Source organism: Streptomyces sp. NPDC008139 (genome assembly GCF_042957025.1).
Lineage (GTDB): Bacteria > Actinomycetota > Actinomycetes > Streptomycetales > Streptomycetaceae > Actinacidiphila.
This window is the reverse complement of the sequence record NZ_JBIBHM010000011.1, coordinates 268,624-282,054: the sequence shown is the minus strand read 5'-3', so window position 1 is coordinate 282,054 and position 13,431 is coordinate 268,624. Positions and strand designations below refer to the sequence as shown.

The window sequence follows — 13,431 nt, the reverse complement described above, 5'->3', positions numbered from 1 at the left end:
TCACCGGGCCCGGGTCCGGTTCTAGCTCCCCGGAGGGGGTGCCGCTGACGGCGGCATGCACCGCGGCGGCGCGGTCGCGGCCGAGCGCGCCGTTTCCCCACGCCCCCAGAGGGTGCCGCTTGCCGTGGCGTGCACAGTCGCGGTGCGTCCTGGTCGGCCGCGCAGTTCCCCGCGCCCCCAGAAAGGACGGCTCACCCTTTGCGGAAGAGGACGCGTCCCGAAGGGGCGCGGGGAACCGCACGGCGGGGCCGACCGGGGCTGGGGCCGAAAACGTAGGATCGCCGCACGCAGTGGAAACCGTTGAGAAGGAGCCGGACCGCATGGATCGCAAGGACGCCCCGGCGTACCCCGTAGGGCTGCGCCTCGCCGGACGGCGCGTCGTGGTGGTCGGCGGTGGCCAGGTGGCGCAGCGGCGGCTTCCGGCGCTGGTGTCGGCGGGGGCGGACATCGTGGTGGTGTCGCCGACGGCGACGCCGTCGGTGGAGGCGATGGCCGACGCGGGCGAGCTGCGCTGGGAGCGGCGGCCGTACGAGGACGGGGACCTGGAGGGCGCCTGGTACGCCCTGGTGGCGAGCACCGACGCGGCGGCGAACGCGGCGGCGTCCGCGGAGGCGGAGGCCCGCCGGGTGTGGTGCGTGCGCAGCGACGACGCGGAGGCGGCCACGGCGTGGACGCCCGCGACGGGCCGTTCGGAGGGTGTGACGGTGGCGGTGCTGACCGGCAGGGACCCCCGGCGGTCGGCGGCGGTACGGGACGCGGTCGTCGAGGGGCTGCGGGACGGCACGCTGGTGGCGCCGCACCACCGGACGCGGACGGCGGGCGTGGCGCTGGTCGGCGGCGGCCCCGGCGACCCGGACCTGATCACGGTGCGCGGACGCCGCCTCCTGGCGGAGGCGGACGTGGTGATCGCCGACCGGCTCGGCCCGCGCGACCTGCTGGACGAACTGCCGCCGCACGTCGAGGTGATCGACGCGGCGAAGATCCCGTACGGCCGGGCGATGGCCCAGGAGGCCATCAACAGCGCGCTGATCGAGCACGCCAGGGCGGGCAAGGCCGTGGTCCGGCTCAAAGGCGGCGACCCGTACGTCTTCGGGCGCGGTATGGAGGAGGCCGAGGCGCTGGCCGCGGCCGGTGTCCCGGTCACCGTCGTACCCGGCATCTCCAGCTCCATCAGCGTGCCGGGCGCGGCCGGTATCCCGGTCACGCACCGGGGTGTGGCCCATGAGTTCACGGTGGTCAGCGGCCATGTCGCGCCCGACGACGCGCGCTCGCTGGTCGACTGGGCGGCGCTGGCCCGGCTGCGCGGCACCCTCGTGCTGCTGATGGCCGTCGAGCGGATCGGCCCGATCGCGGCGACGCTCGTGGCGGGCGGCCGGCCCGCCGACACACCCGTGGCCGTGGTGCAGGAGGGCACGACGGCCGCGCAGCGCCGGGTGGACGCCACGCTGGCGACCGTCGCGGACGTCGTGGAAGCGGAAGGCGTACGTCCCCCCGCCGTGATCGTGATCGGCGACGTGGTCACCGTGGGCGGCGGCGTCGCACAGGGCCGTACCGGCCGGTGAACGGCTTGTGGATGCGCCGTTGGCAGGTGCCGGAGGACAGGGCAGTATCAGGCTGTGGCTGAGCTCATCACGATCGACGACCCCGACGACCCGCGCCTGCACGACTACACGTCGCTGACCGACGTGGACCTGCGGCGCCGCCGCGAACCCGCCGAAGGTCTCTTCATCGCCGAGGGCGAGAAGGTCATCAGGCGGGCCCGGCACGCCGGTTACCGCATGCGCTCGATGCTGCTGTCCGCCAAGTGGGTGGACGTCATGCGCGATGTCATCGACGAGGTGCCCGCTCCCGTCTACGCCGTCAGCCCCGACCTCGCGGAGCAGGTCACCGGCTACCACGTGCACCGGGGCGCCCTCGCCTCCATGCAGCGCAAGCCGCTGCCGACGGCCGAGGACCTGCTCGCCGCCGCTCCCGCCCACGGCGCCGGACGCCGCGTCGCGATCTTCGAGGACATCGTCGACCACGCCAACCTCGGCGCCGCCTTCCGCAGCGCCGCCGCCCTCGGCGTGGACGCCGTCTTCCTCTCCCCGCGCTGCGCCGACCCCCTCTACCGGCGCGCCGTCAAGGTCTCCATGGGCGCCGTCCTCCAAGTCCCCTGGACCCGCCTGAGTTCCTGGCCCAAGGACATCGAACGCTTCCGCCAGCACGGCTTCGTCACCGCCGCGCTCTGCCTCGCCGACAAGTCGATCACCATCAACGAGCTGGCCGCCCGCCGCTACCCCAAACTCGCCCTCATGCTCGGCACCGAGGGCGACGGCCTCTCCGTCGACGCCCTGCGCGCCGCCGACGAGTGGGTCAGCATCCCGATGGCCCCCGGCGTCGACTCCCTCAACGTCGCCGCCGCGTCGGCTGTCGCCTTCTACGCCACGAGGCTCTAGCCGCGCAGGGCAGTGGGCGGGGCCAGGTCTTCGGGCGCGCTGGGGCACCCCCAGCGCGCCCGCGTCCTCACGAGCGGGGCGGGAGCCCCACCAATGAGGCCAGCGCCGCGCGGTGGTACCCCGGTGTGCCCAGCGCGATCTCGTCCGCCTTGGCACGCTTGAGGTAGAGGTGCAGCGGATGCTCCCAGGTCATCCCGATGCCGCCGTGCAGTTGAAGGGCCTCTTCCGCGGCGTGGACGGCCGTGGCGGCGACGTACGACTGCGCGACGGCCACGGCGACGGAGGTGTCGGGCGAGCCGGTGGCCAGGGCGTCGGCGGCGGCGCGGGCGGCGGCACGGGCCGAGACGACCTCGAGCCAGAGGTCGGCGAGCCGGTGCTTGAGCGACTGGAAGGAGCCCACCACGCGCCCGAACTGGTGGCGCTCACCGAGGTAGCGGACGGTCTCGTCCAGGCACCACTGGGCGATGCCGAGCTGTTCCGAGGCGAGCAGCCCGGCGCCCGTGAGCAGGGCGCGGTCCAGCGCGGCGGCCGGGTCTGCGGCGGGCAGGAGACGCCCGGCGGCGGCGGCGAGTTCCAGATCGGCGAGTGGCCGGGTGAGGTCGAGGGAGACCGGCCGTACGGTGCGGACGTCGGCCGCCGCGACCTCGTAGAGCCCCGGACCTTCCGGGCCCACGGCCGGGACGACGAGCACGTCCGCGACGAGGGCTTCCACGACGCTGGTGACACGGCCGGTCAGCAGACCGCCCGCGTCGGCGCGTACCGCCGCGGGGAAGGCGCCGCCGGGAGCGGCGGACAGCGGGACGGCCAGCGCCGCCGTGGCCGTGCCTGCGGCGAGGCGGCCGAGCAGCGCCGCCGTCCCCGCGTCCTCGGTGTCGCAGCCGAGCAGCGCGGTGGTGGCGAGGACGGCGCTGCCGAGGAAGGGCGTGGGCGCGGCGCCGCCGCCCAGGACTTCGAGGACGACGGCGGCCTCGCGCGCGGAGGCGCCCTGGCCGCCGAGCTTCTCCGGCACCAGCAGCCCGGCGAGGCCGAGTTCGGCGGCGAGCACCCGCCACAGCGCCGGGTCGTACGGTGTGTCGGTCTCGATCGCGGCCAGCACGGCCGTCGGCGGGCAGCGGTCGGCGAGGACGTCGCGCACGGCGGCCCGCAGGTCGTCCTCGACCTCGGAGTAGAGGAGGTCGGCGGCGCCGGGGGAGGGGGCGGAGGCGGCGGTCATCGGGGGAGGTCCTTCCAGGCGGCGTCCTTGTCGGTGCGGGGCTCGGAGGGCAGGCCGAGGACCCGCTCGGCGACGATGTTGCGCAGGATCTCGGAGGTGCCGCCCTCGATCGAGTTCCCCTTGGCCCGCAGATAGCGGTAGCCCGCGTCGCGGCCGTAGAAGTCGACACTGCGCGGCCTGACCATCGTCCAGTCGCCGTAGCGCAGACCGTCCTCGCCGAGGAGTTCCACCTCAAGGCCGCTGATCTGCTGGTTGAGCCGGGCGAAGGCCAGCTTGAGCCCGGAGCCCTCGGGGCCCGGCGCGCCGGACACGAGTTGCTGGCGGACCCGCTCGGCGGTGAGCCGCGCGACCTCCGCGTCCACCCACAGCCGCATCAGCCGGTCGTGCAGCTCCGGCGTCCGCAGCTCGGGCCGCTCGCGCCAGGTCGCGGCGACGGGGCCCATCATGCCGCCCTCACGCGGCAGGCTCTGTCCGCCGATCGCCACCCGCTCGTTCATGAGCGTGGTCTGCGCGACCCGCCAGCCGTCGCCGACCTCGCCGAGCCGGTGCCCGTCGGGAATCCGCACCCCGCTGAGGAACACCTCGTTGAACTCGGCCTCACCGGTGATCTGCCGCAGCGGACGCACCTCGACGCCGGGGTCGGTCATGTCGCACACGAAGTACGTGATCCCTCGGTGCTTGGGCACGTCCGGGTCGGTACGGGCGATGAGGATCGCCCAGCGGGCGTTGTGGGCGCTCGACGTCCAGACCTTCTGGCCGTCCACGACCCACTCGTCGCCGTCGCGGACCGCCCGCGTCCGCAGCCCGGCCAGGTCCGAGCCCGCGCCCGGTTCGCTGAAGAGCTGGCACCACACCTCCTCGCCGGTCCACAGCGGTCGCAGAAAGCGGGACTTCTGCTCCTCGGTGCCGTACCGCAGGATGGTCGGCGCCGCCATGCCGAGCCCGATGCCGATCCGCCGGGGATCGTTGTCCGGCGCCCCGGCCGCCGTCAGCTCCGCGTCCACCACCGCCTGCGCCGCCCTCGGCGCGCCCAGGCCCCCGAGGCCCTCGGGGAAGTGCACCCACGCCAGCCCCGCGTCGAACCGCGCCCGCAGAAACTCCAGCGGCTCCGTCCGCCCCGGCTCCCACGCCGCCAGCAACGCCCTTGCCCGTCGGCGCAGTTCCTCCTCGCCGAGGCCGTCCTTCGCGGTGGTGGTCGTCATACGCCGCGTCCTTCCGATCGCCCGAGCTCACTAAGCAAGCGCTTGGAAACCTAGCCGAAGTCCGCCCACCCACGCCAGCCCCCCTGCGGGGGAGGCTTCACGAGTACGGACGCCCGCGCGAGTGCCACATTCTGTCGCGGAGACAGTCCCGCCACGTCGTGGCCGCCCGCGCAGTTCCCCGCGCCCCTTCGGGGCTCGTACCTGCCGTCCTTCACCCGCGCCCCGGTGGGGGCCGCCCGCGCAGTTCCCCGCGCCCCTTCGGGCCCCACCCGCCGTCCGGACAGTGCGGACGGTGGGTGGGGCGGGCTTCTCAGGGGCGCGAGGAACGGCGCGGGCAACCGCAGCGAACGGCTGCTGTTCTCATGGTCGAATGTGGCACCCACCTGGGGGCGCGAGGAACGGCGCGATCGGCCACGTCGTGGCGGGACTGTCTCCGCGACAGTAGGTGGCACCCCCGTAGGGGCGCGGGGAACTGCGCGACCAGCCACGGCCGACCGGGACTGTTCGCACGGCCGAAAGCGGGCACCCACCCGGGGGCGCGGGGAACGGTGCGGGGGGCCGGGACGGAAGTCGACATCGGGGCGCCCGGGCGGCAGCCCTAGGGGCCCGAATCCCCGGCGGGAGCCGAGACGGTGACCGTCGGCGGGACGCCGAGTCCACGGGAGAGCCGGTGGCACCCCTGGGCGGCGGCGATGATGACGGCCGCGAGAAGGGTGACGATGACGAAGACGAAGACGCGCTGGCGCAACAGGCGCCGCTTCGGGCTGGCACCGGGACGCCGCCCGGTCGGCGTACGGGCGGCGGGGGTGCGGGTCCCGGAGGACCGGGGGCCGGGCGACCGAGGCGGCGGCGTACGCGACCCGGAGCGCCCCCCGGACGTGCCGGTGCCGCCCTGCCCCCCGGCACCGGCCCCGGTGCCGTGCGGCCCCTGGCCACCGCCTGTACGGCTGCCGCGGCCGGGCGCGGTACCGGGACCCGTACGCCCGTTGGTCGGTCCACCGGCCGGCCGCCGTTCGGTGTGCTGCTGCGCGTACTCCTCGGCCCTGCGGCCGGTCGGCCGCTCCGGGCGCGGCCCGGCCGCCTTCGGCAGCCCCTCGCGGCGCGGCGCGCCGATCCCGCGGGCCTCGCGGGCGGCGATCTCGGCGAGCCGTTCCGAGAGCTGCACGGTGCTCGGCCGCTCCTCGGGGTCCTTGGCCAGGCACGCGTAGACCAGCGGCGCGAGCGCGTCGGGCACGCCGGTCAGATCCGGCTCCTCGTGCACCACGCGGTAGAGCATGACCTCGGAACTGCCCTGTCCGAAGGGCGAGTCGGCGGTCGCCGCGTACGCCAGGGTGGCGCCGAAGGCGAAGACGTCGGTGGCCGGTGTGACCGCGGCGCCGCGCACCTGCTCGGGCGCGAGGAAGCCGGGCGAGCCGACCGCCGTACCGACGTGCGTCAACGTGCTGGCCCCGGTCGCCCAGGCGATGCCGAAGTCGATGATCCGCGGGCCCTTGGGGGACAGCAGGATGTTCGACGGCTTGAGGTCGCGGTGCACGACCCCCGCCTCGTGCACCGCGACCAGCCCCTCGGCGAGGGCCGCGCCGATCGTGGCGACCTCGGCGGCGGGCAGCGTGCCGCCCTCGGCGACCTTGTCGTGCAGGGACGGACCCGGCACGTACTGCGTGGCGAACCACGGGCGTTCGGCCTCGAGGTCGGCCGCCACCAGCCGGGCCGTGCAGCCGCCGCGGATCCGCCGGGCGGCGGACACCTCACGGGCGAACCGCGAGCGGAACTCCTGGTCCTCCGCCAGCTCGGGCCTGATGACCTTCAGCGCGACGCGCTGCCCGCGCTTGTCCGCGCCGAGGTAGACCACGCCCATGCCGCCCGCTCCGAGCCGCCGGTGCAACCGGAACGCGCCGACGACCCGCGGATCCTCGCGCCGGAGCCGCATCATCGCCATGTCCGTCCGTCCCCTGCCTCCGGTGGGGGAGGCCCCACTCCACTGAACTGACCGGCCGCTGGGCCGGCCGCCCACAGCTTACGGACTCAAGTCCCCCCGCGCGCTGATGCCCCGCAGGCGCGCGGGCGCTAATTGTCAGTGCCCGGTGGGATCCTTGAGAGGTGGGAGCGCGCCCGTCCGACGGGTGGTCAGCACCGCGCCCGCTTCGCCAACGGACCGTCTGCCAAGGGGGAATGACGCCGTGAAAGGTGATCGTGTGGAGATAGTCGTCGACGCGGGGGACACCACCCGCACCTATGAGGTCATCGCCACCCGGGCGGGCCGCAGAGTGGAGACGGCGGTGCGCCGAGGTGTCGTGGAAGTGAGTGAAGTCACCCGTAATGGGACGGTGGTCCGCACCGCCCGCTTCATGTCCACCAGGGTGCTCGCCCTGGTGGAGCAGCCGGTACCGCGCGAGGTCGAGCAGGCGGACTGAGCACCGCCCCCGTCACCGCGCCGCCGCCCGACCCCGTCACCGCCCTGTCACCCGCCCCGCTACCGACGCCGTCCCGGACCCCTCCTCAGGAAAGCCGCCCCTCCGGCCGGGTGTCCCCTCCGGGATACCCCTGGTGACCTAGGCCCCCTCCTCCACCCAGGGGAGTATCCGGTCCGCTCGCCGTCATCCTCCGGGAGGCCGGTAAAGGGGTACGAGGGCATGACGACCGGCCACCGTCGCGCCCCTAATGTTGAGGTCAAGCGGCGGACGAAGCACTCGTCCCCCGAGGTCAAACGTCCGCCGCCCCACATCTGACAACAGAAGATCTGACCACACCACACCTCTGGAGAGGGCCATGGCGAACACGGTGGAGCGCACCGCGCGTGCCGTGCGCGGCGGCAGGGCGATGATCGTCGGCGCCCGTCCGACCGGCACCCGGCATCCGCTGGTGGCGGCGGCCATGGTGCTGCCGCTGGCAGCGCTGCTCGCCTACTTCTTCGGTGGAGTGGACGCGGTGGTCACACAAGCGTCGTCCGTAGCCGGCCTGATGGGGCGCTGACACAACGCCCCAGGCCCGGAAGAGCGGTCCGGGCCGGGGACATACCGGTGAACCCCGTGGGGACGGGGGTACGGCGGACGACTGCGTTTGCCCGGGTATCGCAAGATACCCGGGCATTGCGCTTTTCCGGGGCCAGTTGCCCCCGGCCCCGACGACGGAGGGGTCCTCCCCCCGACCGAGGGGACCCGCACGACCGAGGGCCGGAAGCTCGATCGCTTCCGGCCCTCGGTGTCCTGCGCGTGGACGATACTGGGATTGAACCAGTGACCCCTTCCGTGTCAGGGAAGTGCTCTCCCGCTGAGCTAATCGTCCTCGGTCGTGCGGGTGACGCGGATGGTGCTGATGACGCGTGCGCGATACTGGGATTGAACCAGTGACCTCTTCCGTGTCAGGGAAGCGCTCTCCCGCTGAGCTAATCGCGCGGGATGTTTCTCCAGGACCCTGTGGGGTCCAGTGGACGATACTGGGATTGAACCAGTGACCTCTTCCGTGTCAGGGAAGCGCTCTCCCGCTGAGCTAATCGTCCTTGGAGGTGGAGACGGGATTTGAACCCGTGTAGACGGCTTTGCAGGCCGTTGCCTCGCCTCTCGGCCACTCCACCAACACAGCGGGGGTTCGGGAAGATCCCCCACGTCGAGCGGACGACGAGATTCGAACTCGCGACCCTCACCTTGGCAAGGTGATGCTCTACCAACTGAGCCACGTCCGCAGGCGCCGTAGCTCCGGGGCACTCTCGTGTCCCGGCGACGTGGTGAACTCTAGCGGATTCCCGGTCAAGCTCAAAAACTGGTTTCCGCAGCGTGCCGGGCCAATGACGGGCGCATGACCGGCGGAGCACCGCGACGACGCCCCGCCTAGACTCGGCTCCACCTGCCGCCGAGCACCGGTTCGGCCCTCTCGTCGTCCACTCGCCGTCCACCAGGGAAGCCCCGTGCGTGACCTCGCCCCCATGGCCCGCTTCGGCGGCCTCGTCGCCTCCGACCTGCGGGATGTCACCGCGGACCTGAGCGCGCTCGACTCCACGGGCTTCTGGGCGGTCGCCGCCGACTTCGAAGGCCGTACGGTCTGCGCCCGCTTCGGCGACGTACGCCGCGACCCCGCCCGCTCCACACCCCGGACCCGCCCCTGGCGCGGCCCGGACCCCGCCGCGTGGACCTCCTCGCTGGACCGCGCGGCCTATGTGGCCGGGGTGCGCGCTATCCGCGAGCGCATCGCGACCGGCGACGTCTACCAGGTCAACCTCTGCCGGGTCCTGACCGCGCCGCTGCCCGAGGCGGAGGGCCGGGGCGAGTACGGCGGCCCGGACATCGACGCGCTGTCCGCGGTCCTGGCCCGCGGCAACCCGGCCCCGTATGCCGGAACGATTCGGCTGCCCGCGCACGGCGTCGAGATCGCCACCGCGTCGCCCGAGTTGTTCCTGCGGCGCGACGGCGCGACGGTCGAGTCGGGGCCGATCAAGGGCACCGCGCGGACCGCGGACGAGCTGCTGCCCAAGGATCACGCGGAGAACGTCATGATCGTCGACCTGGTGCGCAACGACCTCGGCCAGGTCTGCGCCACCGGCTCGGTGACCGTGCCCGCCCTGTGCGCGATCGAGCCGCACCCCGGCCTGGTGCACCTGGTCTCCACCGTCCGCGGCGAGCTGCGCCCCGACGCCGGATGGCCGGAGCTGTTCGCCGCCGCCTTCCCGCCCGGCTCGGTCACCGGCGCGCCCAAGTCCAGCGCGCTGCGGGTGCTCGGCGAGCTGGAGACCGCCCCGCGCGGGCCGTACTGCGGCGGGATCGGCTGGGTCGACGCCGACCGGCGGACCGGTGAACTGGCCGTCGGCATCCGGACGTTCTGGATCGACAGGACGGGCCCCGGCGCCCCCCTGCTGCGCTTCGGCACCGGCGCCGGGATCACCTGGGGTTCGGATCCGGAAGGCGAGTGGGCCGAGACCGAATTGAAGGCGGCCAGGCTGCTGGCGGTAGCGTCGGGAGTCCAGGAGACAAGCGGAGGGATGCTTCGGTGAAGATCTGGGTGGACGGCGGACTGCGGGACATCGCGGACGCCACCGTGTCGGTGCTCGACCACGGACTGACGGTCGGCGACGGCGTGTTCGAGACGCTCAAGGCCGTCGAGGGCCGGCCCTTCGCGGTCACCCGACACCTGGAGCGGCTCGCCAGGTCCGCCCGCGGCCTCGGCCTGCCGGAGCCCGACCAGGACGAGGTGCGCCGCGCCTGCGACGCCGTGCTCGCCGCGAACCCGATGCCGCTCGGGCGGCTGCGGATCACGTACACCGGCGGCCCGTCGCCGCTCGGCTCCGACCGCGGCGACGCGGGCACCACCCTGGTCGTGGCGCTCGGCGAGGCGTCCGTACGCCCCGACACCACCGCCGTCGTCACCGTCCCGTGGGCGCGCAACGAGAAGGGCGCGCTGTCCGGGCTCAAGACCACCTCCTACGGGGAGAACGTCGTCGCTCTCGCGCGGGCGCACGAACACGGCGCCAGCGAGGCGCTGTTCGCCAACACCCGGGGCAGGCTCTGCGAGGGCACCGGGTCCAATGTCTTCGTCGTCCTCGACGGCCGGCTGCTGACCCCGCCGCTGGCGTCCGGCTGCCTGGCCGGGATCACCCGCGAGCTGGTGATCGACTGGACCGGCGCGCAGGAGACCGACCTGCCGCTCGACGTCCTCGACCGGGCGGAGGAGATCTTCCTGACGTCGTCGCTGCGCGATGTGCAGGGCGTGCACCGGACGGACGACCGTCAGCTGTCCGGGGCTCCCGGGCCCGTCACGGCCAAGGCCATGCGGATCTTCGCCGAGCGCGCGGCGGCCGACGTGAACCCGTAGGTCCCCCAAGTCCCGGCACGGCGGCGGCCGGGCGCGGTAGAACGTCACCCGGCAACCCATGCGATCGGTACGGCGACATCCCGGGAGCGCGACCATGACGACGACCCTCAGACCCGCGGGCCCGGAGCGGCGCGCGCCCGACGGCGGTCGCGCCCGCGCCTTCACCGTCTGCGTCAACGGCCGCCCGGTCGGTGGTGTCGAGCTGAGCGCGGAACCGGGGCTCGGCCCCGGCACCGGGCGGATCGCGGAGCTGGCCGTCGACGAGCCGGACCGGCGGCGCGGGCGCGGCACCGTGGCCGCGCTGGCCGCCGAGGAGGTGCTGCGGCTGTGGGGCTGCACGCGGGCGGAGGTCTCGGTCCCGGCCGCTGCCGAGTACGGCCTGCGGCTGGCCACCGCGCTCGGCTACGTCGAGCGCGCCCGCGGCATGCTCAAGTCGCTGCGCGAGCCCGCCCCGCCGCACCCGATGCCGCCCGGCAGCCGCACGCGCCCGCTGACCGCCGCCGAGTACGGGCCGTGGCGGGCGCACAGCGCGGAGGAGTTCATCGCCTCGCTGGTCGACCGAGGCATGCCGCGGGAGCAGGCGGCGGCCCGCGAGGCCGCCGCCTTCGACCACGTGCTGCCGCGCGGCCGGGACACTCCGGGCGCCGCGCTGTACGCCCTCGCGCACGACGGTGTGACCGTCGGCCGCGTGGCGCTGCGGCTGTACGACGAGGCCGACCGCGCCGCGCCCGCGTGGGTGCTGGCCGTCGAGGTCGACACCGCGCACCGGGGCCGCGGACACGGCCGTACGCTCATGCTCGCCGCCGAGAACGCCTGCCGGGAGGCCGGGGCCACCGCCGTCGCGCTCGACGTCTTCGCGGGCAACGCACCGGCGGTGCGGCTGTACGAGTCGCTGGGCTACGGCACGACGGTGCGGCACCTGTCGAAGCCGCTGCTGTAGCCCGAACCCGAGCCCGGACCCGGACCCGGACCCGAGCCCGCGTCTGAGCCCGAGCCCGATGAGCCCGGTGCTGGTCTAGGTGTATTGACTCGCAGGGTTGTTGGCGCGGGTGATGGGTGGCTGGCCGCCGAGTGCGGTGTGGGTGCGGTGGTGGTTGTAGGTGTGGAGGAAGTCTGCCAGGACGGAGTCCGGGGGAGCACCAGGCACCGCCTGGACCGCCCATGATCCGCCGGACAGGCCCTAGTCGCGGCCGGGGATCCGGCAGACCTGCGCGTCGTCGCCGGTGGCCGGGCCGGGGCCGGGGCCGGCCGAGCCCGCATCGGCCAGCAGGCGGTCGGCGATCGCGGTGATCCGCTCGCGCAGTCCGTCCTGGCTCTTGCCGCCGTCCAGACGCTCGCCGCCGATCACATACGTGGGCGTGCCGGTGACGCCGATGGCCTTGCCCTCCGCCTCGTCGGAGTCGACGACCAGCAGATGGCGGCCGTCGATCAGCGCGGTGTCCACCTCGTCGGCGTCCAGGCCGAGATCGCGGGCCACCTCGACCAGCACCGCCTCACCGCGGCTGTCCAGTTCCTCGACCCTGGCCAGCACGGCCTCCGCGTACGGCCAGCCGCTGCCCTGCTCGTACGCCTCCTCGTACGCCTGCGCGGCGGCCAGGGCGTGCGCGTGCTTGGGCAGCGGGAAGTGCCTGAGCTGGATGTCGAGCGTGTCGCCGTACCGCTCGCGCAGCGCCCGGACGTCGTCCAGGGCGGTGCGGCAGTCCGGGCACTGGAGCTCGCACCAGACCTCGAGTACGGGGGGACGCGACACGGCGGGGGAGGGTTGATCCATGGTCCAAGTCTCCCACTCGGGGAGGAGGCACCCCCGAGATCCCCCTGAACCCGGCCCCCCACCGTGGCCTCCCGCGCCCATGTCGAGGCAGGATGGGAGGACGCGACCTCGTGCGGGCCCTTGGCCGGACCTCACGGGGCCATCCGCAACTGCCGCAGGAGCCTCGGGATGCTGACCACCGCCCTATGCGCCGTCCTGTCCGCCGCGGGCCTGGCCATCGCCGTGCAGACCGCCTACCGCCGACGCTATCTGCGGGCCACCCGCATCGCCGCCGTGTCCCTGCTGCCGGTCGGCCTGGCCATGGCGGGGCTCGTGACCCTCGGCCGCAAGATCGGCACCGCCACCGGCAACTGGGCGGCCGACCTGATCTTCAAGCCCACCGTCTGGCTCGGCTTCGGCGTCATCGGCGTCTCCGTGCTGCTGTACGGCGTCACCCGGCTGATCGCCGCGCGCGTCGGACCCGAGGAGGGGCAGCAGCCCCCGGCGGCCGTGCCTGGCGCCTCCAGTCCCGCGCTGCCCGCCTCCTCCCGCCCGAGCACGAAACGGCGCGCCTCGGCGGACAGCGGTCTGTCCGACTTCGCCGACGTCGAGGAGATCCTCAAGCGGCGCGGGATCTGACCGGAAGGTTTGCACAGCACGGACCCCTTCGAACGGGTGTGGGGGTCCGAAACACCCCTGAGAGTTGGCGTGTTGGGAGACGAGTGATCGTTCTCTGCGCGATCATCGGCCTGTGCTGCCCACCTCCGGGGATCGTCTCTCCCCTCCGCGGCCGGACCGTGCCGAATCCACTGTCGAGAACGTCGTTCCAGGCCCGCGCGCCGAGGGTCGTGAACCCGCCGCGAGGGCGGGGGAGGGAGAGCCGCAGGGGTGCCTGTACGCCCTCTCGCAGCCCCCGCTGATGCTGTTCCTGTGCGTGATCGGAGGGCTGCTCGGGGCAGGCGCGATCTACGACCTGCTGCTGCTCTGACGCCGCGGGCCGGGGGGCGGGCGCACGCGGCTGCGTCC

At 74.0% G+C, this 13,431-nt stretch carries 13 protein-coding genes and 5 tRNA genes; 9 read left to right on the top strand and 9 right to left on the bottom strand.

The window, feature by feature from the left end; translation table 11 throughout:
- The first annotated feature begins 320 nt into the window (after positions 1 to 320).
- Positions 321 to 1,562, top strand: a complete 1,242-nt coding sequence (gene cobA / locus ACFZBB_RS24705) for a uroporphyrinogen-III C-methyltransferase (protein ID WP_391126202.1) — start codon at positions 321 to 323, stop codon at positions 1,560 to 1,562.
- A gap of 54 nt (positions 1,563 to 1,616) precedes the next feature.
- Positions 1,617 to 2,438 carry a TrmH family RNA methyltransferase gene (locus tag ACFZBB_RS24700; RefSeq protein ID WP_391126199.1) on the top strand — a complete coding sequence of 274 codons (822 nt, stop codon included), beginning with the start codon at positions 1,617 to 1,619 and terminating at the stop codon, positions 2,436 to 2,438.
- Between the two features lie 67 nt (positions 2,439 to 2,505).
- Here ACFZBB_RS24700 and ACFZBB_RS24695 read toward each other — a convergent pair whose 3' ends face one another.
- From ACFZBB_RS24695 to ACFZBB_RS24685, 3 genes are all read right to left on the bottom strand, one after another.
- Positions 2,506 to 3,651: an acyl-CoA dehydrogenase family protein gene (locus tag ACFZBB_RS24695; protein WP_391126196.1), complete on the bottom strand. Its 1,146-nt coding sequence runs from the start codon at positions 3,649 to 3,651 to the stop codon at positions 2,506 to 2,508.
- Positions 3,648 to 4,853, bottom strand: coding sequence for an acyl-CoA dehydrogenase family protein (locus ACFZBB_RS24690; RefSeq protein ID WP_391126193.1), 1,206 nt, complete (start codon positions 4,851 to 4,853; stop codon positions 3,648 to 3,650). The genes ACFZBB_RS24695 and ACFZBB_RS24690 overlap by 4 nt, the downstream gene beginning before the upstream one ends.
- A gap of 598 nt (positions 4,854 to 5,451) precedes the next feature.
- Positions 5,452 to 6,792: a protein kinase gene (locus ACFZBB_RS24685; RefSeq protein ID WP_391126190.1), complete on the bottom strand. Its 1,341-nt coding sequence runs from the start codon at positions 6,790 to 6,792 to the stop codon at positions 5,452 to 5,454.
- 241 nt (positions 6,793 to 7,033) lie between these two features.
- Between ACFZBB_RS24685 and ACFZBB_RS24680 the strand changes: the two genes are divergently transcribed.
- On the top strand, positions 7,034 to 7,267 hold the full coding sequence (locus tag ACFZBB_RS24680) for a hypothetical protein (RefSeq protein ID WP_391126187.1): 234 nt from the start codon (positions 7,034 to 7,036) through the stop codon (positions 7,265 to 7,267).
- Between the two features lie 355 nt (positions 7,268 to 7,622).
- Positions 7,623 to 7,826, top strand: a complete 204-nt coding sequence (locus ACFZBB_RS24675; protein ID WP_188285448.1) for a hypothetical protein — start codon at positions 7,623 to 7,625, stop codon at positions 7,824 to 7,826.
- A 240-nt stretch (positions 7,827 to 8,066) separates the two neighbouring features.
- On the opposite strand, the gene ACFZBB_RS24670 is transcribed toward ACFZBB_RS24675, so the two are convergent.
- The 5 genes from ACFZBB_RS24670 to ACFZBB_RS24650 all read right to left on the bottom strand — a co-directional run bounded on the left by ACFZBB_RS24670 (position 8,067) and on the right by ACFZBB_RS24650 (position 8,535).
- A tRNA-Val gene (locus ACFZBB_RS24670) sits at positions 8,067 to 8,138 on the bottom strand.
- Between the two features lie 38 nt (positions 8,139 to 8,176).
- Positions 8,177 to 8,248: transfer RNA gene (locus ACFZBB_RS24665), tRNA-Val, on the bottom strand.
- A gap of 32 nt (positions 8,249 to 8,280) precedes the next feature.
- Positions 8,281 to 8,352, bottom strand: a tRNA-Val gene (locus ACFZBB_RS24660).
- A gap of 1 nt (position 8,353) precedes the next feature.
- A tRNA-Cys gene (locus ACFZBB_RS24655) sits at positions 8,354 to 8,427 on the bottom strand.
- Positions 8,428 to 8,462: 35 nt separating this feature from the next.
- Positions 8,463 to 8,535, bottom strand: a tRNA-Gly gene (locus ACFZBB_RS24650).
- Positions 8,536 to 8,757: 222 nt separating this feature from the next.
- On the opposite strand from ACFZBB_RS24650, the gene ACFZBB_RS24645 reads away from it, so the two are divergent.
- The 3 genes from ACFZBB_RS24645 to ACFZBB_RS24635 all read left to right on the top strand — a co-directional run bounded on the left by ACFZBB_RS24645 (position 8,758) and on the right by ACFZBB_RS24635 (position 11,595).
- Complete coding sequence (locus ACFZBB_RS24645) at positions 8,758 to 9,837, top strand: chorismate-binding protein (protein WP_391126183.1); 1,080 nt, start codon at positions 8,758 to 8,760, stop codon at positions 9,835 to 9,837.
- A complete protein-coding gene (locus ACFZBB_RS24640; protein ID WP_391126180.1) occupies positions 9,834 to 10,655 on the top strand; it encodes an aminotransferase class IV in 822 nt (273 codons plus the stop codon). Before ACFZBB_RS24645 ends, ACFZBB_RS24640 begins: the two co-directional genes overlap by 4 nt.
- Before the next feature lie 94 nt (positions 10,656 to 10,749).
- Entirely contained in the window at positions 10,750 to 11,595 is an 846-nt protein-coding gene (locus ACFZBB_RS24635) for a GNAT family N-acetyltransferase (protein WP_391126177.1), read from the top strand.
- Positions 11,596 to 11,835: 240 nt separating this feature from the next.
- On the opposite strand, the gene ACFZBB_RS24630 is transcribed toward ACFZBB_RS24635, so the two are convergent.
- On the bottom strand, positions 11,836 to 12,426 hold the full coding sequence (locus ACFZBB_RS24630) for a DsbA family protein (protein WP_391126174.1): 591 nt from the start codon (positions 12,424 to 12,426) through the stop codon (positions 11,836 to 11,838).
- A gap of 168 nt (positions 12,427 to 12,594) precedes the next feature.
- Between ACFZBB_RS24630 and ACFZBB_RS24625 the strand changes: the two genes are divergently transcribed.
- Positions 12,595 to 13,044, top strand: a complete 450-nt coding sequence (locus ACFZBB_RS24625) for a hypothetical protein (RefSeq protein WP_355332582.1) — start codon at positions 12,595 to 12,597, stop codon at positions 13,042 to 13,044.
- 112 nt (positions 13,045 to 13,156) lie between these two features.
- The gene (locus tag ACFZBB_RS24620) at positions 13,157 to 13,393 is read left to right on the top strand and encodes a hypothetical protein (protein WP_355332579.1); all 237 of its coding nucleotides are present in this window, start codon (positions 13,157 to 13,159) and stop codon (positions 13,391 to 13,393) included.
- Positions 13,394 to 13,431 lie beyond the last annotated feature (38 nt).